Below are 23081 nucleotides of genomic sequence, written 5' to 3' on the forward strand. Positions count from 1 at the left end.
TCATCAGCTACAGTTATCATTACCGTCCTCACAGCTAACCTGCACAACATAGCGCCATTGTTGAGCGGTAGCCTTACTCGATCTGCCGTCGTTTCCAATAATTGGGTCTACGCTTACCATGCGCGATCGCGACGATCCAGATCAATGTTTCCAGTTCCGCATAGAAAATGAGGAATGGAAACCGCCGAATCACATATCGACGTAAACCGCTGGCTTTGTACACCCCTAGATTGGGGTTCCGCTGAATTTTGTCGAGAGCTTGCTCTACTTCAGACAAAAAATCAAGTCCCAAGCCTGCGTTCTGTGCTTCATAGTAAGAAATGGCACCGTCAAGCTCAGCGATCGCTTCACTGTGAATGACAACAGGCTTCACGCGTACTTCTCTCTCAGATCGGTAAAGACCTTGCTGGCTGGCTCACCAGAGGCAGTCCCATCATTAATTGTCTGCATTCTTTGCGTTAATTCAACATCCCAGGCGCTCTCTACGTTGTCATCGATCGCGTTATCTAAGGAGTGGATCAGGAAGTAGGCAAGTTCTGCACGCTCTTGTGTGGAGAGTTGGGACAGTTCACGCTTCAGTTTTTCCGCTGTTTCGGTCATCTCTGCCTCTCCTGCTGGCTTGCCGATCTAACAATGATTCAGCTTTGGGATTCAGCTTTTGTCGTTTGTTTTAACTCATTATGACGTTGTTCCAAGATGTTTGCGAAGGGGTTGGTCAGCTATACCGCCGACCTGAAGTAGAATACAGGCAAATTCTGTAGGAATTGAGACGCCGCTATGCCCGATCGCGAGGCACTTGAACGCCAGCTTGAAGACTTTCGCATGGCTGGGAAAAACCTTCAGCTTGAGCCGTTGGTGACGCGAAAGGCATTGGCTGAGTTTGGGGTGAAATACCAGACGGAACTAGTGGATGCGCTAGAACAGGCGATCGAAGATTGTGCTGAGCAGGACAACAAGCTGATTTTTACCGGACATCTCGGCTGCGGCAAATCGACACTGTTGGCAGAACTGGGCTTCCGCCTAACAGAGACAGGCCGCTACTTTGTCGTGAATTTCTCGATCGCCGATACGATCGAGGAGTCAGCCGTCGATCATGTCAATATTTTGTTCTCGATGGCGGTGCAATTGCTGGATGCCGCAGAACGCCGAGCGGTAACGCTGAAGCCAGGACTTAAACACGACCTCTATCGCTGGCTGGCAAAGCACACCAAAACCGAGATCAAAGCGGTGGATGCCGCGATCGAAACGAGCGGTGAGTCAAGCCTGAAGGGGGGACTGCCAGCAATTTTGGAGTTTTTGGTCAAAGTGAAAGCCATTTTGAAGGTGAATTCGATCGTTCGCGACGAGATTACGACAGAATTTGCCCGCAGAATTTCTGACCTCATTGCGCGGCTGAATGAAATTCAGACCTACATCGAAAACGCGACGGGACAAACGGTGTTGGTGATCATTGATGATCTCGATAAGCTGGACTTAAGCATCACAGAAACAATCTTTAGCAAGAATATTAAGACGTTGCTTGCGCCCACCTTTCGGATTGTCTACACCATCCCCTTTTTCCACGCTCCGACACGCGGCAGTTAAAAGCATCGTCACTGCCAACATCAAGAAAATCCACACGATGCCAGTAGCGAAGTTTTTTAGTAAGGCAACGGTACGTCAACCCGATCGCGTCCCTAATGCAGAGATGATGGCAATCTTTAGCGAAATATTGGCAAAGCGATTGCACCCACACCCACATTTAATCGATTCGGCGTTGCTGCCACAGATGATCCTCAAAAGTGGCGGCGTGTTGCGAGAACTGATTCGGATTGTGGATCTCTGCTGCGATAAGTGTATGCAGCAAATTCGTCGTCAGTTACGTCAGTCTCAGTTTGATCACCCTGCTGTGGTGATCGATGTTCTTCAGCAGTCCTTAGAAATTGACCGCGAGATCGGCGATCGCAACGGTGAAGCTGATTCTCTATTCAACAGGGCGATTGACCTTAATAAGCTGGGGCGATCTTGGGAGGCACTCCAGCATTACCAGAAAGCCAAAAAAATCTATCAATCGTTGGGATTGGAACACAGAGTAAAAATGTGCGACGCTGCCATTTATCAACTCAACCAGATTATTCCAGCGCAACATCCTGCTCATGAGCACATTCCGCCTGCCCTGCCTGATTGGTATGTAAAATCTCTTCCTACACCACCGCGCTCAACATCTCAAAGTCGTAGATCCTCTCAATCTCTATGGGTCTACGGTCTGGTGGGGGTGACGATCACCCTTCTCCTCTTTTGGCTGAAACGATAGCAGGGATGATGAAGGCGCGATTGTGTCCAGTTACTATCAGGTGGGCGATCGGGCAATCAATAGAGCAACGCTATCCGCCAGCGATTTCGCTACATCTGCTTGCTTATCTACAGTTTCCGATTGCTTTTGTATTAGCACTTTTAGCTCTGTAAAGCCTGTCTCAACAAAATGAGTCAGACTAGCAACATTGTGCGTCAAAGTTGCGATGTTGTCTGCCAAACCATCAACTGTTCCAGATAAGTGAGTAACAGTCTCGGTTAGATGTCCAACTTGCTCTGTCAGGATATCAAGTTTATCCATCGGTTCAGGGGTATGCATCATGGCGATCGGGCGTGGTCAGCGTCGATTTTTTGTATAGCCAGATTAGCATACGGGCACGAATTCTATGGCTGACGTTGCCATTGGCGCGGTGCGCGATCGCCGCAAAACTTCAAATAACGTGAAAAAACGCTATCGATACTGTCCATCCTTGCACGATAAACTAATGGACTCTGTAGAAGTCGCATTCTCTCTACATAGAAAATGCTGCATCAGAGCTGGCATGATCGAGTCCCTGTCAATCTGTCACGTATTTTGGTCGATCGAACAAATCGTAAGGGACGGGTTTCGCAACATAACTGAACCACTGCATGGAAAGCTTGCTAAACCCGCCGCTACCAGCTGCCTGCATTGATTTACACTCCTTCGCCTCAGACTTAACCACTTCAATCACTCACGTTGACCTATGTTAAATTCCACTGCTACTACATCGGCTGCCCGTTTGAGTGTCAAATTGCCGCACTCGCTGAAGCGGTTAGCAGACCTTGCTTACAACTATTGGTGGTGTTGGACGGCTGACCAGGTTTCGTTGTTTGAGACACTGAATCCTGATGAATGGGAGCGTTGCGGGCATAATCCTGTCGTCCTGCTAGAATCCATTGCCTACAATCGCCTGACGCAACTGGCGATCGATCCTCAGTACATCAAGCGGCTGAACCTGGTCGTCGAGAAATTCGATCGCTACATGGCAGCCGGTAACACCTGGGCAAGCCGCGTTGCGCCCCAAATCTCCAAAGAGCATCCTGTTGCTTACTTCTGTGCTGAGTTTGGCTTACACGAATCGCTTCAGGTCTATTCTGGTGGTTTAGGCATTCTGGCAGGCGACCACCTCAAATCTGCCTCTGACCTTGGTGTGCCGCTGGTGGCGATCGGCCTCCTCTACCGTCAGGGCTACTTTCACCAACGGTTGAACCAGGATGGCTGGCAAGAAGACTATTACATCGACAACGAGTTCGATCGCCTGCCGATCGAACTCATGCGAAATGAACACGGGGATGCCATTACCGTTGAGCTACAGGTACGTAGTCGCGTCGTCAAAGTGCAGATCTGGCGCGTGCGGGTGGGACGGGTTGACCTCTATCTACTCGACACCAACCGGGACGACAACGACTCTATCGATCGCTGGCTAACAGGACACCTCTACGGCGGCAACCAGGAAACTCGGATTGCTCAGGAAGTGATTTTGGGGATCGGCGGTGTGCGCGCGCTCCAGGCATTGGGCATCGAGCCAGGTGTGTATCACCTCAACGAAGGTCACGCGGCTTTCTGCCTGCTAGAAGTGTCGCGGCTGGAGATTCAGCGCACCCGCAAATCGTTCTACGACATTGAGGCGGCAGTCCGCCAGCGCTGCGTCTTCACCACACACACGCCCGTTCCTGCGGGGCATGATGTCTTCTCTGCAGATCTGATGGATTCCTTCTTTGCTAGCTACTGGCCGCAACTGGGACTCTCGCGTGAGCAGTTTCTGGTGTTGGGTGCTCGTCGTCTGGGCGATCCCTGGGAACCGTTTGGGATGACACCGTTGGCGTTGCGCCTGTGTCGTGCCGCCAACGGTGTGAGCGAACTCCACGGGCATGTCTCGCGTCAAATGTGGACGGTGCTATATCCAGAGCGATCGGAAGACAAGGTGCCGATCGGCTACATTACCAACGGTGTGCATGCGACTACTTGGACGGCAGCGCTGATTGGTGATTTGTACAATGAGTATCTGGGTAACGATTGGGCAACGAAAGCCGTTGATCCTGCTGTCTGGGCAAAGGTCGATCACATCCCTGATGCCGAACTCTGGCAGCGTCATCAAATCCTCAAAGAACGTCTGGTTGCACATACCCGTTCCAAGCTGAAAAAAGCGCGAGAAGGTCGTGGTGAACATTGGGATTATATCCAGGCGGCCGATCGTGTGCTTGATCCTACGATTCTGACGATCGGCTTTGCCCGTCGCTTTAGCCCCTACAAGCGCGGCGATCTTTTGCTGCGAGATGCCGATCGCGCCATGTCCATCTTCGCCAACACCGATCGTCCTGTTCAGATTATCTTTTCTGGTAAAGCACATCCCGCCGACGAAGAAGGCAAGCGGATTATTCAACGCCTGATGGAATGGTGCAAACAGCCCGGCATCTGGAATCGGGTTGCCTTTATCGAAGACTACGACATGCATACCGCACGGAAGCTGGTGCAGGGTGTCGATGTGTGGTTGAACAATCCCCGTCGTCCTCTGGAAGCATCGGGCACCAGCGGTCAAAAAGTCTGCTTTAACGGTGGGCTGAACTGTAGCGTCCTGGATGGCTGGTGGTGTGAAGGCTACCAAGCCGATGCGAACGGCAAGGGACTGAATGGCTGGGCGATCGGAAAAGATGCTCATACCAGCGACCAGAAGCTCCAGGACGATATCGACTCGCAGGCGCTCTATGCTCTACTGCAAGACGAAATCGTGCCGCTCTACTACGATCAGGATGAGCATGGCGTACCCCACGGTTGGGTCAAAATGATGAAGGCATCCATCAAAACCAATTCCCCAGCCTTCAATACCCATCGGATGATTGCCGATTATGTCACGCAGGTCTATGCTCCTGGTGCCGTTACCGAAGTTGGTCGCAGTCTGGCAAGCATCCCATCTTAAGAAGTTGTTGGTTTTTCACCGCTTCAATGGCGGCGTAGCGGCGGCGCTCCTTTTCGGATCAGGACTGATAGTAGCGTTGCCTTTGGGATTCTATAGCAGCAGGGTAGGTTTGCTTCAATCCACCTATTTTTTAGTCTCTCTCTAGCTGACAGAGGCAACTGGCAGAATTACACCATTTAATCCACGATCCTTAGTGATGATCCGTTGACGTTTCACCATGCCTCAATGCCTCAATAATCTGTACGTTCGCCTTCGGAAATGGGTATTGGTCAATGTCTGTTAGCGTCACCCAGCGCACTTCGTCACACTCGATCGCCTGGGGTTCACCGCTAACATGACGACAGTGGTGGACGTTTAACGTCACTCGAAAGTGGCTGTAGGCATGATCGACAACTATGAGGTGATCGCCGACCGTAATCTCAATCCCCAATTCTTCGCGAATCTCACGCTGGATGCAGGCTTCGACCGTTTCACCTGGTTCGACTTTGCCACCAGGAAACTCCCATAAGCCACCCAGTAGACCTTCCTGACGACGGCGATCGATCAAAATCTGTCCTTGATCATTCCAAATTACTGCTACACCAATGCTTTTGTGGGGTAGCGGCGCACGCGTTTCAGCCATAGGTAGTTCTGCTTGAATGCCTTGATTGTACGCCTCACAGTGACCGTTCCACGGACAGCTTGAGCACAACGGCTGGTGAGGCATACAGACCGTGGCACCCAAATCCATGATTGCCTGGTTAAAGTCACGTGGCTGTTGTCTGTCCAGTAGCGCTTCTGAAAGTTGCCAAAGGTCAGCGATCGCCCGCTTCGGTGGTACAGGTAGAGCGACCAGACGCGTCAGTACACGCTTTACATTCCCATCCAAGATGGCCATTGGTTGGTCGAACGCGGCACTCAAAATGCCGCCAGCGGTCGTGCGTCCAATCCCAGGTAGCTGCATCACATCAGCCGGGGACGCTGGGAAAACTCCTTGATGGCGCAACATAATGTCTTGAGCAGCACGATGCAAGTTACGAGCACGGGCATAGTAACCCAACCCTTCCCAAGCTTTGAGTACCTGCTGCTGTTCGGCGATCGCCAGCGCTGAAAGGGTCGGGAACAAGGTTAGCCAGCGCTCATAGTAAGGGATCACCGTTTTCACCTGAGTCTGCTGGAGCATAATCTCCGATACCCAGATGGCGTAAGGATCACGACTTTGTCGCCAGGGGAGATCCCGCCCGAAATGACCATACCAAAGCAACAGGGTCTCCCTAAGATTGACGACAACAGAACCGGGCAGACGATCGCGATCGTCTGCCCGGTCTAAAGAATTTCGTTGCGGCTGTGAAGCGGTAGCTTTCAAAGCGTTGATTGGTGTTCGCGGCATAGCGAGCAATGCAACCTGGACATTCGCTTTCAGATTTAGCCCCTTAGTGTATCGGAGCCTGGGGCGCTTGCGAACACAGAACCAAACCCGGTTCTAAATCGATCACGCCGATGATCGACGGTTTGGCTTGCAACCTAGCTTTCTGGAGTGGAAGCGTCCGTTGCAGTGGAGGCCAACGATTTTTCAAACGCCATTCGCTGTTCGGCATTGTGTAAGAAGTAGCCACTCATCATTGCAGACGCTAGTAGACGGCCCAAGTCCTCACGGCTAGTTGTGATCATCACGTTAAAGCTGTCGGGAGGCAAGGCACCGAGCAAGCCAACGATATTTCGCTCCATCACCTGGAAGACATCCACTGACGCCGGTCGGGAGAGCTGGGCAATGGCTTCTGGACTCAACGATTGGACGTAGCTCAGGAACTGATTGCTGGAGTCAGCGCCGCTTAGAAATTCTGGCACTCGATCTGACATGTTGTTCACTGAAGGAACCTCGATCTAAACTGCTGTAAGTTTCTATAAACAAATGTATCAGCGGACGTTGAGAACCGAAGTGAGTAGAACCGAACCAGAACTTGGGTGATGGACGTACATAAGTGAGAGTTCTGAGTTCTGAGTTAAAGATTTCAACTTACAGCCGCTTACAAATGGGTCAGCCACAGAGCGAACATCTTACTCGCAGGCGTGAGCGAGACGCTCACACTTAGTTGAGATGGCTTATTCAAATGAAAATTGCTGTAAAACTCACAACTCAGAACTGATCGCTTGCCAGCCCTAGCTAGCTAAGTACTCGCCGATCGCAGCTTTACGTTTCCTCAATTTGGTCAGGGCTTCGCGTTCGATCTGGCGGACGCGCTCACGGCTGATGCTAAGGCGATCGCCAATTTTTGCCAGTGTAAGCGCTTGTCCGTCTTCTAGCCCAAACCGGAGTGCTAAGACTTCGCGTTGCTGGGGTGTCAGGTCTGCCATCAGCGTTTCTAAATCAGCACGGAGTGACGATTGCAGGGCAAAGTCTTCCGGCGAGGCACCTGTGTCTTCCAGCAGTTCACCCAATTCAGTGTCCTGGTTGTCGCCTACGCGCAGATCGAGTGAAAGCGGCTGGCGCGATCGCTCCAGGTACTCACGCACTTGACGGGGAGTTAGCTCCAGTTCGTTGGCGAGTTCAGACGCAGTGGCGGCCCGACCCAACTGTTGAGAGAGTTGACGTTGAGCCTTCTTAATCTTGTTCAGTTTTTCGGTGATGTGGATAGGTAGGCGAATCGTGCGACCTTTTTCGGCGATCGCACGGGTAATTGCTTGCCGAATCCACCAGTAAGCGTAGGTCGAAAAGCGATAGCCCTTCGTGGGATCAAACTTCTCTACACCACGCTGCATTCCAATCGTGCCTTCTTGAATCAGATCCAGCAGATCAACATTACGCTTCGTATACTTCTTGGCGACAGAAACAACCAGGCGCAGGTTAGCTTCGACCATCTTGCGCTTCGCGTTTTCGCCCTCTGCGATCGCCTGCTGCAATTCGCTTTCAGAGAGGTCAGCCTTCTGAGCCCACTCCTCCAGCGCCAGTTCACGGCCAAACTGCTGTGTCAGAAGCTCCTTTGTGTCGTAGAGTATTGCCAAGCGCTGAACCTGTTTGCCATAGAGGATCTCCTGCTCATGAGTGAGCAGGGGAACCCGACCAATTTCTCGTAAGTAAGCGCGTACTAAGTCGGTTGAGGTTTGAGCGGTCTTCATGGCGCTGTTGGAAAGGCTACAGTGGATAGAACGCTGGAATTTCCAGCTACAAGAAATGGTCAATGACAACCGAAGCGAAGCTTAAAGAATGCTTGTTTAAAGCATCTTTACGATCGTTCAAGACTGTTCTTTAAGAAGCCTTGAGGGTAGAGCTTGAAGAGCGTTTTCGGAGATGACCAAGAGGCTGTGACAGAAAAACCAACAATCTGGAGCAAGCCTGCAATATTAACAGTGTCGTCAGTGAGCAGACAAACTCTTCATCGTCGGTGCGTCAGGCTTGTTAAGACGTCGTATTAACAAATGTAACATTCCTGAGAGAAGACGTATATACCCTCAGAAAGATTCTTTTCAAAGCGGACGCTTTAGAGACCGATCGCTTCCAGCTATGAGTTACACAAGAGTACCCAGGATTGCGCTTTGCAAATGCATCCCATAGAACAAAATGCACTTGCTGAAATCAAGGCCGCACAAATATTTACCTTCTCTTAAGAACTCGATTTAGAGAGTCTTTTCTACAAAGAGTTTTAAGTTTCTTTAAGGGGCTTGATCACTTTACATGCCTGCTCAAGGCTTAAGCAGGCATGCTTAGAGGTGACCAAGGCCATCCCAGGTTCACCACGGCTAATGAATATAGTCTTGCAGTGCCTTGACCGAAAGTGGTTGAGACTGCAGTGATCGGATGGCGGCTGTAGTTGCTTTTGCGCCTGCGATCGTGGTGACGATAGGAATTTTGTAAGACAAAGCGGTACGACGAATCAGACGACCATCGGCTTTGGCTTCTTCCCCGGAAGGAGTATTAATAATGAGCTGAATTTTCTCATTTTTAATAGAGTCCATGATGTTTGGGCGACCTTCATGGAGCTTGAGCACCAATTCAACCTCAACGCCTTGTTCTCGGAGTGCTTTTCGAGTGCCCTCTGTAGCAACCACGTGAAAGCCAAGTTCTAGTAACTCTTTAGCCACGGAAACAACAGCCGCTTTGTCGCGATCGCTGGTCGAGACAAACACCGTGCCACCTTGCGGTAAGCGCTGACCAGCCCCCAACTCTGCCTTAGCAAACGCAGCGCCAAAGTTGTCGTCAATGCCCATCACCTCGCCGGTCGATCGCATTTCAGGGCCCAGAATCGTATCGGTGCCAGGGAATTTCTCGAAGGGCAGAACCGCTTCTTTAACCGCAATATGTTTGGGGATGATTTCCTTTGTATAGCCTAGCTCCGCAAGGGATTTGCCAGACATAATGCGGGCTGCCATTTTTGCCAACGGCACGCCGATCGCCTTCGAGACAAACGGTACCGTGCGCGAGGCGCGTGGGTTAGCTTCCAGGATATAGACTTGTTCACCCTGTACGGCGTATTGGATATTCATCAAGCCAACGACATTCAAGGCTTTGGCAAGTTGCACTGTCCAGGTTCGAATCTGGGTTAAGACGGCTTCACTGAGGAACACCGATGGCAACGAGCAGGCCGAGTCGCCAGAATGAATGCCTGCTTCCTCAATATGCTCCATAATGCCGCCGATGACCACGTTGCCACCCTGGTCGGCGATCGCGTCTACATCTACTTCCACTGCATTTTCGAGATACTTGTCAATCAGAATGGGGTGATCAGGTTCGACGAGAACGGCAGCAGTCATGTAACGCTGTAGCTCCGTGTCGGAGTAGACAATTTCCATGCCGCGTCCACCGAGGACATAGCTGGGGCGCACGACTACGGGATAGTTGATGCGACGGGCAACCTCTAAAGATTCCCCATAGCTGCGGGCTAGACCGTTGGCAGGTTGCTTAATATCCAACTCTCGCAGAATTTTCTCAAAGCGCTCTCGATCTTCAGCCGTATCGATCGAATCCGGTGAGGTACCCCAGATTTTGGTTGAAACGGTACAGGTATCGCCGTTGAGGTATTTCTGCAAGGGCACTGCCAGCTTCAGCGGCGTTTGTCCACCAAACTGAATGATCACGCCTTCAGGATTCTCCGCCTCAATGATGTTGAGCACATCTTCTTTCGTGAGCGGTTCAAAGTAGAGCCGATCGCTGGTGTCATAGTCAGTCGAAACCGTTTCGGGATTGGAGTTGACCATGATTGTCTCGAAACCGTCTTCCCGCAAGGCAAAGGAGGTGTGACAGCAGCAGTAGTCAAACTCAATGCCCTGACCAATACGGTTAGGGCCGCCACCCAAGATCATCACTTTGCGCCTGTCTGACGGCAAAATTTCGCTTTCGCCTGCTTCGTAAGTGGAGTAGTAGTAGGGCGTGAGGGCTTCAAATTCAGCCGCACAGGTATCGACGGTTTTGTAAACGGGGATCACCTGTAACGACTTTCGGTAGGTGCGAACCTCATCTTCAGTCGTCTTAGTCGCATAGGCGATTTGGCGATCGCTAAAGCCCTGTCGCTTAATGTCAAATAGCTGCTCTTTGGTCAGGCTCTTCAGCGGAGCGCGCTTGAGCACTTTCTCAGTTTCCAGCAGTGCATAGAGCTTGTCCAGGAACCAGGGGTCGATCGCAGTCAGTTCATACACCTCATCCACCGTCATGCCCATTTGAAACGCATGGTGGATGGTAAAGATGCGCTCTGGATTCGGCGTCCGTAAACCCGCGCGAATTTGCTCTAAGCTAGGCACTTTTTCGCTGCGATCGCAGCCCCAACCCGCGCGTCCCGTTTCCATCGATCGCAGCGCTTTTTGGAATGATTCCTGAAACGTACGCCCGATCGCCATCGCTTCGCCCACCGATTTCATTTGAGTCGTGAGGGTAGGGATAGAGCCGGGAAATTTCTCGAACGCGAAGCGGGGAATTTTGGTCACAACGTAGTCGATCGTTGGCTCAAAACTGGCAGGCGTCTTCTTCGTAATGTCGTTAGGAATCTCGTCCAGCGTGTAGCCGACGGCAAGTTTGGCTGCCATTTTGGCGATCGAAAACCCTGTTGCCTTTGAAGCGAGTGCAGAACTGCGCGACACACGAGGGTTCATCTCAATCACTACCACGTCGCCATTGTCGGGATTAACCGAAAACTGGATGTTGGAACCACCTGTCTCCACACCGATCTCGCGAATGATCTTGATTGACGCATCCCGCAACCGCTGGTACTCCTTATCGGTCAGGGTTTGAGCAGGCGCAACGGTAATGGAGTCGCCCGTATGCACACCCATTGGGTCAAGGTTTTCGATCGAGCAGATGATCACCACGTTGTCTGCCAAATCGCGCATGACTTCGAGTTCGTATTCCTTCCAACCCAGCAGCGATTTCTCAATCAAAATCTGCGAAACCGGACTGGCATCCAGACCAGACTGGGAAATTTCCTCAAACTCTTCCTGGTTATAGGCAATGCCACCACCGGAACCGCCCATCGTATAAGCAGGCCGAATGATCAACGGATAGCTGCCGATTTCGTGCCCAATCTGACGCGCCTCTTCTAGTGTGGTTGCGAGGCCAGAGGGACAAACTCCCACGCCAATCCGTGCCATTGCTTCTTTGAAGAGCTTGCGGTCTTCCGCCATTTCGATCGCAGGTAGCTTTGCCCCAATGAGCTCTACGCCATATTTCTCCAGCGTGCCGTTTTTTGCCAGGGCGACTGCCAGGTTTAACGCAGTCTGTCCGCCCATCGTTGGCAGCAAGGCATCAGGGCGCTCTTTCTCAATAATTTTCTCGACGACTTCTGGTGTCAGAGGCTCAATGTAGGTGCGATCGGCCGTCTCCGGGTCGGTCATAATCGTCGCCGGATTGGAGTTGACCAGAACGACTTCGTAGCCCTCATCCCGCAGGGCTTTACAGGCTTGCGTACCAGAATAATCAAACTCGCAGGCTTGCCCAATCACAATGGGGCCAGAGCCAATCAACAGAATTTTGTGGAGATCGTTGCGACGCGGCATGGTAGTGATGTGGGGGTCGAGGTCTGAAATCCCACTTATTGTAAAGGGTTTCTTCAACTTAGACGGTAGTCTTCTTTCTAATCCCAGTGCTTGGGATATGCATTAGTTCGATTTGCCGTCGCTGCCAAAGTACTCTCGATAGGCACAAATGCGATCGCCCCGAAGGTCGAAAGAGACGGCCACGCGATTCTTATAGGGTTCTCCCAGCAGTAAACCTTCGTCTCGAAACTCAAACACAACGGTTGTCTCATTGCTCGTCACGCGATCGAGCGTGAGCGACAGCCCCTCTTTGAAGGTTTCAGCGACGTACTGAAAGAAGGCGATCGCACGCTCCTTACCCTTATTGAAGCCACGATACGGTCCCATAGGGAAGCAAAACGTAAAATCATCGGAGAGCAAATCGATAAACGCTTGCCATTCTCCTGTTGCTAAACCATGCTGGAAATGCCCAAAGGCTCGGTAAGCAACTTCCAAGGTGTTTGAGCGCTGTGTCATATAGCAACCCTATCTGATTGATGAAAGCTGATGGCTATTTATAAGAGGTTTAAGACGTTTTGTTCGATAAATTTATACAAGTGTAGTTATTCTATCTCTAGCGGATGCAGCTCTCTAAAACAGCTAGCTTTGATCGGAACGTTTGATCTAAACAAATTGTCAAAGAAGCCTGCAAACTTTTGGCCAGGAGTCATATTCGTTCCGTAGGCATCTGTGACTGGGCTAAAAATCCGTCATACTAAGAGAAAGAACCATTTCCTGTAAGATCATTATTACAAGCCCAGCTAGTGATGCAATCTAGCCAGCCTCATCCACCTTGTGCTCAATCGAGTCACAGGATCGATGCGGTCGAAAGCTGGCACAAAGTTCATAACGCGATCGCTTCTTTAAATGAGAAATTCATGCTTTTAGTAAGTTGAAAAACGCTTAGAAACTGCAGCAATTGATGTTCCTTAGCTCACATATTCTGACAATTTTCTGTGAACCGAATGTTGCATAGCCAAGAACGATCGAAGCAAACAATCCTGGTTGTTGATGATGATGCTAATATTCGTCGAATTCTGGCCACTCGCCTCTCGATGGCTGGCTACATAGTTTCAACAGCCGCGGATGGATCGCAAGCGCTGACTAGTTTCCGTCAACAAGCGCCCGATCTCATTGTTTTAGATGTCATGATGCCTGAACTAGATGGCTACGACGTTTGCCGCACCCTGCGAAAAGAGTCAAATGTCCCAATCATTTTGCTAACCGCTTTGGCAAATGTAGCCGATCGCATCACTGGCTTAGAAGCAGGTGCCGATGACTACATGGTGAAACCATTTTCGCCAAAAGAATTAGAGACTCGTATTCGCTGTATTCTGCGTCGTCTTGACAAGGTAAACGATGATGCTACGACGTCTGGAATTCTTGAAGTCGGCTCTCTGCGGATTGAAACGTACACGCGAAAGGTCTATCAAAACAACGTGCCAGTTCGACTCACTGACATGGAATTCAACATGTTGAAACTATTAGTGAGTCAAGCAGGAGTATGCATTTCTCGACTTGAAATTTTAGAGAAAGTATGGGGTTATAACCAACCGAGTTTGGGAGATGTACGGATTGTTGACGTACACATTTCTCGGCTACGTGAAAAACTGCAAGCTTTACCTGAGCAAGCTGAGTCGATCGTTACTGTCCGTGGTAAAGGATATATCTTCCCTCGTGTTGATTCCTGATAGGCGTTGATGTTACCCAGCTTCAGGTCGTGTTTCGCATCAACAAGCCCTATAGGAGAAGCGACCGAGATTCGATCGCGGCTCGCGCTTGAACCGCTACCGATCAAGTGTTGATCCTGGCAATGCCATGCTTGGCGATCGTGGGCAGTTGCCACCAGGGAACATGAGGATACTCGTGATGTTCGTAATGGTAGCCAAAGTGATAGCAAGCCAGCAGTGACAACAGCAACGGTCGATGAGCGCTCTGAGCGCGAAAAACGTTTTGGTAGCCGCCTGCTGGTTCACGATGAGGCAAATAAGTCCCAAAGTAAAAAAGCTGCACCGAACTGAGCAACGATGGCACAATCCAAAACATCAGCAAATTCGACTCCGGCACGTGTAAGAGAAGATGCATGGCGTGAAACACCGCAATGAGTGCAAGCAACCGCCCCCAACTCCAATAACGCTGCAAAAAACGAAAATACCAGGCAAACGGGTTTTTGTGCTGACCGTCATGAAAGTCAGGGTCTAAAGGACTCGCAGGATCACGGTGGTGCTGCCAGTGAGCCTTAAACAATTGCTTGTAAGAAAATAAACCATACATCAGTAGTGCTGACGTACCCATGAAGTGATTCAGCCTGGGATGCTGAGGCGCAACACACCCATGCATCGCATCATGAGCCGTGACGAATAAGCCTGCATAAAGAAACGTTTGCCAAAACACGGCCAGTATTGTCCAGAGCGACTGTTGGCTGAGTGAAGCATTGAAGAGGATTGTCAGGCTGCCTGCCCAAGTTGCCATGATGAGGCTAGCGATGCATAAGCCTCGTAGACTAGAGCCGATGATGACAGGTGATGCTGTGGGTGAAAGCTGATCGCCATTGATTGGCAAAACGGTAGACATGAGGGCTGTTTTCTCGTTGTGATAGTAGCTAGCTTTAGCTTGTCGATCGAGCGCTAGCAGTAGAGGCGGTGCATCCTCATGCATCAGGTTTGATAAATCGAGTCGGACTGCCAAATCTGATTTGTATAAACAATGTAACAGAATGGTAATAATTCTGTGAAGCTTAAAACTCCCCTTTAGGTATAGGTTTGCGCAATCTATGCAAGGAGACGTAAGGACTGGTTCAAGCAAACGTTTATAACCTCGTTGAGGGAGGTAGGAGCGCAAGACTTATGCCCCCCATTGAGGCAGGTACTTAGAATCGCGGATTTACAGCGGTTTTCATTCAGATAGGGTACACGGGTAATATCGGAAAGCTTTACTCAGAGAGCATTTGATGATCTTAGATGTCCCCTATTAAGCTGCGATCCGCTGTAATAAGGTTGAGAATTTGTATTGTTGCTAGGGTATGCCGTGCGCCCTTACGGAAGAATGGCGGAGTGACGCTCACCGCTAGCCGCTCCATAACAAGTACTTTCTAGCGAATATTTATTACCGAGAGCGATCGCGGGTACTGCCACCCTCAAAGCTGTCGCCATCCTCTTCGAACCAATCATCGGCACTTTCGGCACTGGTCGGCACCTCGGTTGGCGTTGCGTCATCAAGCGGACGAAAAGGCGGCACAAGGACGCGATAGTCAGCATCAACAACCGGTTTGCCGATAACCGATTCGGCTTTACCAACACCAGAATCTTTCGGCTCACGGTAGCTGTAGGAATACACAGAGCCGTTACGAGAGGTCGTTTTTGGTTCTTGCTTGACTTCATAGTCCGTGCGGACTCTTGGCGCGGTAGACCGAGTCTCTCTGGGTTCATCTCTGGGGATATCCCTGGGTTCATCCACGTCCCAATCATCGCTCGATTCATCGTCCCAGTCATCGATCGGATCAGAGTCTACGGGCGAGCGTCCGGTGCTTGCTTGACGCGCCGCTGATTCCTCATAGCCGTCCCAATTGTTCCAGGCCGCATCGTCTTCAACCGTTTTCGCAGCGGGTGGACGAGAAAAGAAGGGGCTTGGTTCTGGTGACGGTGTAGTTGAACGCGCCTGAAAACCACTCTGACGGGATACTTGCCGAAACTTCGATCGTGCCGCACGGACTGCAAAGTAATTAGACGCGCTGAACAAGCTGGTAATCAACAGATTGGTGACAACGCCAGCCCCGATCGCGCCTAAAATCCATAGCGCCAACGGTAAGGCAGGCGTTTGGATGCCCAAAAACGTCAGTTGTAGGGGCGACCAGTTGAACTGAACAAGGAGGAATAGGCCTCCAGCCAGTCCGAGCAACAGAACCAGGCGGATAAGGGGCATAATTTTAGCGGTCAGCCATCAACTATCAGCCTACCTTGGATCGAAATCACGTTACCAGCCTATCCTAGCAATTTGACATACAGCTGTTGCAAACCCTTCTAGTGACTCTTGCTGATTGCTGATTGCTGACGGTTGACCGACCGCTAAGCCTCTAATGTCCCTGCCAACGGTTAATCGGAATGCAGTCAATATCCAGCTGATCGAGCGCGCGGGCAACGACAAAATCAACCAGATCTTCGATCGTCTGTGGGTTGTGATACCAGGCAGGAATGGCAGGTACAATGCGCACTCCCGCTTCTGCTAATGCCGTCAGATTGCGGAGATGGATTAGACTAAAGGGCGTTTCGCGGGGTACGACGACGAGTTTTCGCCCTTCCTTCAACTGGACATCGGCAGCGCGTTCAAGCAAATCGGAACTGAGCCCGCCTGCCAGTTTGGCAACCGTGCTCATGCTGCACGGAAGGATGAGCATACCCAATGTACGAAAGGAACCGCTTGCGATCGTCGCTCCGACATCGCTCCAGGGGTGGCAGGTAAGTTTGCCAGCACGTTCCACCTCTGCCTGCTGCCGCCAGAATTGTTCTTGCTGTAAGGGTTCTGGTGGCATTCGCGTGTTTTGCTCTGCCTGCCAAACCATATAGACCGACTTAGAGGCCACTAATTCGATCGCGTAGTCTGCCTGCAAGAGAAACTTAAGGGCACGAACGGCATAAATGAGCCCAGACGCTCCGGTGATGCCAAGGATAAGGGGACGAGAGGGAGGAGGAGAGAACAAGGGGAGGAGACGTTTTGAGTTCTAAGTTTTGAGTTCTAAGTTTTGAGTTCTAAGTTTTGAGTAGGAAGAGAGGAGTTAGGGGTGAGGGAAAGTTTTGAGTTTTGAAGTGCGTTAGCGGCAGTGATTTCCTTCTAAAACGTCTCTTGGATGCCTGTTTCGATCAGGCAAGGCTTTAGGGTTTTACAACTCCTTCAGCCTTCAGCTGCTAACTTTTAGCCTCTGACTCCTGACTTCTGACACCTCTCTCCTCACCCAGACTTAATCATCTTCAAACTCTGGTTCTGATTCAGCAATTTGGATGGCGTCTAGACCGACTTCGTCATCCGTTGCTTCGCTGCCACCACCGACTGCGATTAAGTCGATCTGCTGGCGGTAGTAGTCCACGCTCTTCACCTGCACTTCGATGCGATCGCCTAGGCGGTATTGCTTGCGGTTTTTGCGTCCAACCAGGGTTTGCTGGCGCGATCGGTACTCGTACCAGTCATCCTTGAGGGAACTGACGTGTACCAGTCCTTCAACCAACAACTCCTCGATTTCGACAAAGAGCCCATAGGACTGGACGCCCGTGATCAGTCCGTGGAAAATCTCACCAGTGCGCTCCCGCATCAGTTCGGCTTTCTTGAGTCCTTCCAGGTCTTGCTCTGCTTCTTGCGCCACTTTCTCGCGTTCGCTCAGATGCACCACCTGTGACGCGAAGTAGGTTTCTAATTCTTGATGGATCTCAGGAGGCAGCACGTTCCAGCTAATGTTGCCGTGCGACGAGCTGTGTCGTAAGTTGACCATTTCTTTAGAACGGCTGGATTTGCGATCGCGTCCTTCTTCAAACACAGCATGCAGTGCGCGCTGTACCAACAGATCGGGATAGCGGCGGACAGGCGAGGTGAAATGGGTGTACCCATGATCCAAAGCAAGCCCAAAGTGCGATCGAGGGGTTGTGCTGTAAAACGCAGGCTTCAGCGTTTCTAGCAAGAGATAGGTCATCACCCGCTCGGCATCTGACTCAGCAAACTTCTGCGTAAAGTGCTGGTAGTCTTCTGGCCGCACGACATCTTCTTGCTCCAGGTGCAGTTCAATGCCCATGTTGATAGACAGCTTGATCAACTCTTGCACATCGTCTGGGTCAGGTGTGGGATGCACCCGATAGAGGCTCGGAGCGCCCAACGCTTGTAGGTGATTGGCGACGAGTTGATTAGCCAGCAGCATCAGTTCAGCAATCATGGCGTAGGTTGGAACGGATGGTGAGACGACGATCGCGCCCAGTACCCCTTCATCGTCATAGTGAAACTTAGGCGTAAAGACAAGCTTCCCTGTGTCCTGATCAGCCTCAGCAAGACTGCTGGAACTCGGCTTTTCGGGTAGGTTCAGTTCAAACGCACCCCGTTGGTGCCGTTGCTCTTTTAAGGCATGGCTGACGGCCGCTAGCTGATCCAACAGCTCAAACACAGGCTCAAGAGGCTGAATGTCTACAGTTGAGGGCTGATCGCTGGCGGCTGACCGCTCTAGAATCGCCTGCGCCTGCTGATAGCTCAGCTGATGATCAACCTTGATGACTGTTGGCTGGATTTCGTACTCTACGACGTGTCCCTCGGCATCTAGCGTCACCAGCACAGAAACAGCCAGTCGCTCGTGCCCAAGCTGAAACGCACAGAGCGAGTGAGCGATCGCATCCGGCAGCATAGGGATGACAAGGTCGCCCAAATAGACCGAGGTGCCACGTTTGCGTGCCTCGCGATCGACGGGTGAATCGGGCTCCACATAGTGTGCTACATCCGCAATATGAACCCCTAAACGCCAGTTCCCACCTTTCGTTTTTTCTAAGGTGAGGGCATCATCCAGACTATCGGTAGTGGCCTGACTGCTGTCTGCCTTGATGGTAATGGTGGTCAGCTTGCGCAAATCTAACCGGGCTTTCAGCTCTGTTTTAGCGAGTTTGGTCGGTAGTGCGTTGGCTGCAGCTTGCACTTCATCGCTAAAAGTGCGGGAAAGATAATGCTTGCAGCAGACAATATCGATGTCGGCAGCATCCGTATCGGTACCTAAAATTTGCGCTACGCTGCCCAACGGTGGATTCTGCCCCAGGGGATAACGCAGTAACTTGACATGTGCGAGGTGGTCGATCGCGTCGCTCAGGTTCTCACCATTTTGCTCTAGCCGCACTTCAAACAGCAGACGATCGTCCAATGGTACGGCTCGAAAGCCCTCTTCGGCCTGCTTGACCCGCGCCAGCACTGAAGGATTAGAGCGCTCTAGAATCAGACGGACTTCGCCTTCGGGGCTGCGACGACGACTCCCTTCCTTGGTCACGCGGACTAAAACGCGATCGCCATTCCACGCATTACTCAATTGGCTTTCGCGAATGTAGATGTCTTCTGCGCCTTCGGCATCTTGAATAGCAAAGCAGAAACCTTTGCTGGAGCAGCGCAGTTTGCCCTCAACAACGCCTTCTTCTGCAATACGCTTGTACCGGCCGCGATCTTTGGTCAGAATGCCAATTTTTTCGAGCGCATCCAGCGCAATCTGAAGCCTTAGTAAGTCATCGTCGTCTCTACAATCCAGTTTTTTTTCTAAAACCTTAGGAGCAACGAGTTTGTCATCGGTGAAGTTTGACAGCAGGGCAGCGATCGAAAATTCCATGAAGCGATAGATCCTTGTGTACTTAATTCTGTATCAGATGTGGAACAGAACCTTAAATTCAGGTTTGGATGAATGCTGCCACGCATCGATTGTTAGGCAACGCTTCATCCGGTGTAAACGTGACCTCGCCCAATGCCTTTAGCTCCGCTTACCCTCAATGCGTTTGAGCAACCATGTTTGCTCGATCGCTTAGGACATAACGCAATGCTGAAGGCACTACCGCGATCGATCAGCCTGAACCGAAGTTGGCTCAAATCGAATAGCGCAACGGTAGTCGGAGAACCCAGAAACAGCGCTTCTGAGTCACTCAAAGAGCGGCAAACAGGCGATCGCTAACAATTTGGGTACATCATCAAACCGCTGTAAGCGCTGTACGGCAATCCCTGTCAATGACTGATGAGCAATGAACAGGTGACCGTACTGAGACGTCATTGGTTAGCGTCAATGCCAGGAATCTGGTGCTGTCGCTTGTCGATCGCCAATCACTCAATACCTACAGACTGATGCTCAAACCTTAGCGATTTCCTTTCTCTATTAAAACTCTATTTAGCACTTTCGCACCAATGGTCAAGTTAGCAAGTTGTGTAGATCACTCTGAAAGTAGCCGCAGCGATCGATCAGAAGGAGTCAGTATGCAAGAGTCAGTATGCACTCAAAACTCAAAACTCAAAAATTACTCCGCCCTTTGGCCTTTGCCTTCTAACATTAATCAGCTTGCCAATGTGCATTCATGAGGCTAGTCAAAATGTGGTCTTCCCATTTACCGTTAATCAACAAATAGTCCCTTGCGTAGCCTTCAACGACAAAGCCCAATCGCCTGAGTAGATTGCCACTGCGTTGATTGCGCGGCATATAGTTGGCAGTAATCCGATGAAACCTTAATTCGTTAAAAATGTACTGAATCGACCGTCCAACGGCTTCTGCCATGTAGCCGTTCCCTTGCTTATGCTCTGCTAAGCTATAGCCCAAAATGCAGGCATGTAGAGGCTCTCGAAAGAATTGGGTGAAATTGATAATACCAACGATCGTTTCGGGCTTTGCTTGCTCAAACACAAACAGTCTGAGCGATTGGTTGTAGTTAAATTCGATGAGATTTCGCTCTACCTGACCCCGCCAAAAGTCTTCAGTAAAAAAGTTCTCCGATCGCGTTGGCTCAAAGGGCTTCAAAAAGGCTCGATTCGTGCGGTAGTAGCGTGCAATTTCAGGCACATCTCGCTTGGTCGCCAGGCGGATAAAAAGCCGATTGGTCGCTAGCTGTGGTGGGTCTGAAGGGTAGTCTTTCATCTCGCTCGAATGCTCTCTAGCAACGCATTAAAGGGCTGCCAGTCGTCATGCTGAGCGATCGCGTCCCAGACGGTTTCAATCTCTGGGCGCAGGGGAACGGTGAGCGGGTTGTGGTCACGGAGCCGATTGGCGATCGTGTCCATTTCCGCCTCCGGCAAACTCAACAAAAGATTGAAGTAGCCATTTTTCCAGGCCTGCCATAAGGTTGCAAACTCACCAGGAGAGACACTCGCCTGACTGAAAATATGACCCACATCTTCTCGCCAGGTGGCTGCAAACTGTTGAGCTAAGGTAGCAAAGAAACTGTGGTAGCCAATTTGCGTTTCCCGTAACAGTTGCAGGGTGAGTTTAAGTAGTTCGTCTAACGCTGGATGTTCTGATACTTCAAAGCCCAATTTAGACAGCATTCGCTGGCGATAAGCGCGCTCATAGTGTTGGTCAAACGTTGCTAGCCCTGCCTCTAACGTGGATGACGCAATGACCCGCTCTAACGGACGTTGCAACATCTCTAAATTCCAGCGGCAAATTGCAGGTTGTCGGCCATAGCTGTAGCGCCCAAAGTGGTCGAAATAGGCAGCCGTAAAACTTGGATCAAGGGTGGGAAGGAAGGCAAACGGCCCATAGTCAAAGCTTTCCCCTGTAATCGCCATATTGTCTGTATTGAGCACCGCATGGCAAAAGCCAGCCGACATCCATTGCGCGGCTAATTCTGCCACCCGCTGCACCAGTTCCGCATAAAACAGGGCGTAGCGATCGCTCGTGCCTGCCAAATGCGGGTAGTAGACTTCAATCACGTGATCGAGCAAAATCGCGATCAGATCTTTGCGATCGAGGTAGTGCAGTCGCTCAAAGGTGCCAAAGCGAATGTGCGATTGCTGAAAGCGCACCATCACAGACGACCGTGTGGGTGAAGGCTCATCGCCGCGCCAGAGCGATTCCCCAGTTTCAATTAAGCTCAGGCAACGAGAGGTTAAAACGCCCGCACGGTGTAAGGACTCCGCTGCTAACACTTCACGTACGCCCCCTTTCAGCGTGAGTCGGCCGTCGCCCCCTCTAGAGTAGGGCGTTGTTCCCGACCCTTTGGTGCCCATATCGTACAGGTTGCCGTCTGTGCCGCGTACCTGCCCGTACAGAAAACCTCGACCGTCGCCCAGAAAGGCGTTGTATTCACCGAACTGATAGCCGTGATAGCGTAGCGCCAACAACGGACGTGGCGCTTGAAACGTGCCAAAAGCCTCCACAAAGTCAGTGTCACTCACGGCTTGCGGCTCAAGTCCTAGTTTGGGCAGTAGCGCATCGTTGCGAAACCGCAGGCGATACGTTGGAAACTCAGCCGCCGCCACCTGGTCATAGTAATCATCTCCCAGACGTTCGAGAGACGGTTCGTAGTCGAGCAGCAGCAGGGGATTAGCAGACATTGCAAAGTTTAAGGAACGTAAGAACTGTGAACACTTGACGCACGACACCTGCGCTTGATCCAACAAGAGAACCGTTTGGTTAGCCACAGTGTGGCACGTGGATTGATAATCCGTGCTTGAACGCTTTAAGGGACGACTGAGGCGATTGCTAGCAAACAAAAGACTCGTACCGGCAGGTTTGGCAAGGCTAGTGACTGAAGATAAAGTCTCTGCAAAACGTGCTCCTACCCAATGGTCAATTTTTCTTGGAAAGCTCCTAAGAGCGCCATTTTACAGAACAGCCGATCGGTTCTGTAGAGGTTGGCTTGATCGGAGCATTGAGCAAAATTTGGGCGATCGCGTCTCGCAAATAGGTGACTCGTACTGAGTTGGGATCATTGGGGCTATCGTCCACTGAGCCGCTATAGCAAAGTACGCCGTTTTGATTTAGCAAGAAAAGATGGGGGGTTTTCTCAGCGCCAAAGCTTTGAGCCACTTCTTGCGTGACATCCCGCAGGTAAGGAAAGTTTAGCTGATTGTCGGTGGCAAAACGCTTCATGTTGTCAAAGCTATCGGCAGGGTAGCGATCGGCATCGTTAGAGTTAATGCCAATGAGCGTCACACCCTGGCGTTCAAACTCCGTCTGGATTTGTTTCAGGCGATCGAGGTACAGCTTCACATAAGGACAGTGATTGCACATAAACACAACCCCTACCGCTCTAAACTGTTCGAGATAACGAGCGAGATGGTGCACAGAGCCATCAATACCGGGTATCTCGAAATCAGGAGCGTAATTGCCAATCACGGTACTCATTTTTTCCATGCACGTGGGGGGGGGAGAGGGGGAAAGAGTTTTGAGTT

21 protein-coding genes are annotated in these 23081 nt (G+C 51.0%); 5 read left to right on the forward strand and 16 right to left on the reverse strand.

All coding sequences use genetic code 11. From position 1 onward, the window contains the following. Nucleotides 1-73: 73 nt before the first annotated feature. A complete protein-coding gene (locus C7B82_RS11065) occupies nt 74-373 on the reverse strand; it encodes a type II toxin-antitoxin system RelE/ParE family toxin (RefSeq protein WP_106256348.1) in 300 nt (99 codons plus the stop codon). Then, entirely contained in the window at nt 370-600 is a 231-nt protein-coding gene (locus C7B82_RS11070; RefSeq protein WP_106256349.1) for an addiction module protein, read from the reverse strand. The genes C7B82_RS11065 and C7B82_RS11070 overlap by 4 nt, the downstream gene beginning before the upstream one ends. Before the next feature lie 177 nt (nt 601-777). Here C7B82_RS11070 and C7B82_RS11075 point away from each other — a divergent pair, with 177 nt between their 5' ends. Then, nucleotides 778-1584: a P-loop NTPase fold protein gene (locus C7B82_RS11075; protein ID WP_106256350.1), complete on the forward strand. Its 807-nt coding sequence runs from the start codon at nt 778-780 to the stop codon at nt 1582-1584. 37 nt (nt 1585-1621) lie between these two features. Then, nucleotides 1622-2293: a tetratricopeptide repeat protein gene (locus tag C7B82_RS11080; protein WP_106256351.1), complete on the forward strand. Its 672-nt coding sequence runs from the start codon at nt 1622-1624 to the stop codon at nt 2291-2293. Nucleotides 2294-2329: 36 nt separating this feature from the next. On the opposite strand, the gene C7B82_RS11085 is transcribed toward C7B82_RS11080, so the two are convergent. Then, the gene (locus C7B82_RS11085) at nt 2330-2593 is read right to left on the reverse strand and encodes a hypothetical protein (protein ID WP_106256352.1); all 264 of its coding nucleotides are present in this window, start codon (nt 2591-2593) and stop codon (nt 2330-2332) included. Between the two features lie 424 nt (nt 2594-3017). On the opposite strand from C7B82_RS11085, the gene glgP reads away from it, so the two are divergent. Further along, the gene (gene glgP / locus C7B82_RS11090; RefSeq protein ID WP_106256353.1) at nt 3018-5231 is read left to right on the forward strand and encodes an alpha-glucan family phosphorylase; all 2214 of its coding nucleotides are present in this window, start codon (nt 3018-3020) and stop codon (nt 5229-5231) included. A gap of 190 nt (nt 5232-5421) precedes the next feature. On the opposite strand, the gene mutY is transcribed toward glgP, so the two are convergent. The 5 genes from mutY to C7B82_RS11115 form a co-directional block, all read right to left on the reverse strand. Then, entirely contained in the window at nt 5422-6600 is a 1179-nt protein-coding gene (mutY, locus tag C7B82_RS11095; protein ID WP_106256354.1) for an A/G-specific adenine glycosylase, read from the reverse strand. 134 nt (nt 6601-6734) lie between these two features. Continuing rightward, the gene (locus tag C7B82_RS11100) at nt 6735-7070 is read right to left on the reverse strand and encodes a DUF760 domain-containing protein (RefSeq protein ID WP_219904277.1); all 336 of its coding nucleotides are present in this window, start codon (nt 7068-7070) and stop codon (nt 6735-6737) included. Between the two features lie 300 nt (nt 7071-7370). Further along, entirely contained in the window at nt 7371-8327 is a 957-nt protein-coding gene (locus C7B82_RS11105) for an RNA polymerase sigma factor, RpoD/SigA family (RefSeq protein ID WP_106256356.1), read from the reverse strand. Between the two features lie 621 nt (nt 8328-8948). Further along, on the reverse strand, nt 8949-12191 hold the full coding sequence (gene carB, locus C7B82_RS11110; protein ID WP_106256357.1) for a carbamoyl-phosphate synthase large subunit: 3243 nt from the start codon (nt 12189-12191) through the stop codon (nt 8949-8951). Nucleotides 12192-12293: 102 nt separating this feature from the next. Then, complete coding sequence (locus C7B82_RS11115) at nt 12294-12686, reverse strand: nuclear transport factor 2 family protein (RefSeq protein WP_106256358.1); 393 nt, start codon at nt 12684-12686, stop codon at nt 12294-12296. A gap of 488 nt (nt 12687-13174) precedes the next feature. On the opposite strand from C7B82_RS11115, the gene rpaB reads away from it, so the two are divergent. Next, complete coding sequence (gene rpaB / locus C7B82_RS11120; protein ID WP_106256359.1) at nt 13175-13900, forward strand: response regulator transcription factor RpaB; 726 nt, start codon at nt 13175-13177, stop codon at nt 13898-13900. Nucleotides 13901-14003: 103 nt separating this feature from the next. Here the strand turns inward: rpaB and crtW are convergent, their stop codons facing one another. The 4 genes from crtW to C7B82_RS11140 all read right to left on the reverse strand — a co-directional run bounded on the left by crtW (nt 14004) and on the right by C7B82_RS11140 (nt 19539). Continuing rightward, nucleotides 14004-14897 carry a beta-carotene ketolase CrtW gene (gene crtW, locus C7B82_RS11125; protein ID WP_245939829.1) on the reverse strand — a complete coding sequence of 298 codons (894 nt, stop codon included), beginning with the start codon at nt 14895-14897 and terminating at the stop codon, nt 14004-14006. A 417-nt stretch (nt 14898-15314) separates the two neighbouring features. Continuing rightward, the gene (locus tag C7B82_RS11130) at nt 15315-16130 is read right to left on the reverse strand and encodes a LapA family protein (RefSeq protein ID WP_106256360.1); all 816 of its coding nucleotides are present in this window, start codon (nt 16128-16130) and stop codon (nt 15315-15317) included. Nucleotides 16131-16281: 151 nt separating this feature from the next. Next, a complete protein-coding gene (locus C7B82_RS11135; protein ID WP_106256361.1) occupies nt 16282-16905 on the reverse strand; it encodes a flavin prenyltransferase UbiX in 624 nt (207 codons plus the stop codon). Between the two features lie 258 nt (nt 16906-17163). Beyond that, nucleotides 17164-19539 carry a ribonuclease R family protein gene (locus tag C7B82_RS11140; RefSeq protein WP_106256362.1) on the reverse strand — a complete coding sequence of 792 codons (2376 nt, stop codon included), beginning with the start codon at nt 19537-19539 and terminating at the stop codon, nt 17164-17166. Nucleotides 19540-19671: 132 nt separating this feature from the next. Here C7B82_RS11140 and C7B82_RS11145 point away from each other — a divergent pair, with 132 nt between their 5' ends. Next, nucleotides 19672-19875: a hypothetical protein gene (locus C7B82_RS11145; protein ID WP_106256363.1), complete on the forward strand. Its 204-nt coding sequence runs from the start codon at nt 19672-19674 to the stop codon at nt 19873-19875. On the opposite strand, the gene C7B82_RS34250 is transcribed toward C7B82_RS11145, so the two are convergent. The 4 genes from C7B82_RS34250 to C7B82_RS11160 form a co-directional block, all read right to left on the reverse strand. Next, nucleotides 19843-19971 carry a hypothetical protein gene (locus tag C7B82_RS34250; protein WP_281258962.1) on the reverse strand — a complete coding sequence of 43 codons (129 nt, stop codon included), beginning with the start codon at nt 19969-19971 and terminating at the stop codon, nt 19843-19845. The genes C7B82_RS11145 and C7B82_RS34250 overlap by 33 nt on opposite strands. A 273-nt stretch (nt 19972-20244) precedes the next feature. After that, a complete protein-coding gene (gene rimJ, locus C7B82_RS11150; protein ID WP_106256364.1) occupies nt 20245-20823 on the reverse strand; it encodes a ribosomal protein S5-alanine N-acetyltransferase in 579 nt (192 codons plus the stop codon). Beyond that, on the reverse strand, nt 20820-22241 hold the full coding sequence (locus C7B82_RS11155) for a protein adenylyltransferase SelO (RefSeq protein ID WP_106256379.1): 1422 nt from the start codon (nt 22239-22241) through the stop codon (nt 20820-20822). The genes rimJ and C7B82_RS11155 overlap by 4 nt, the downstream gene beginning before the upstream one ends. A gap of 256 nt (nt 22242-22497) precedes the next feature. Further along, complete coding sequence (locus C7B82_RS11160) at nt 22498-23043, reverse strand: thioredoxin family protein (protein ID WP_245939830.1); 546 nt, start codon at nt 23041-23043, stop codon at nt 22498-22500. Between the last annotated feature and the right edge of the window lie 38 nt (nt 23044-23081).

The sequence above is a fragment of the Stenomitos frigidus ULC18 genome (assembly GCF_003003795.1).
Lineage (GTDB): Bacteria > Cyanobacteriota > Cyanobacteriia > Leptolyngbyales > Leptolyngbyaceae > Stenomitos > Stenomitos frigidus_A.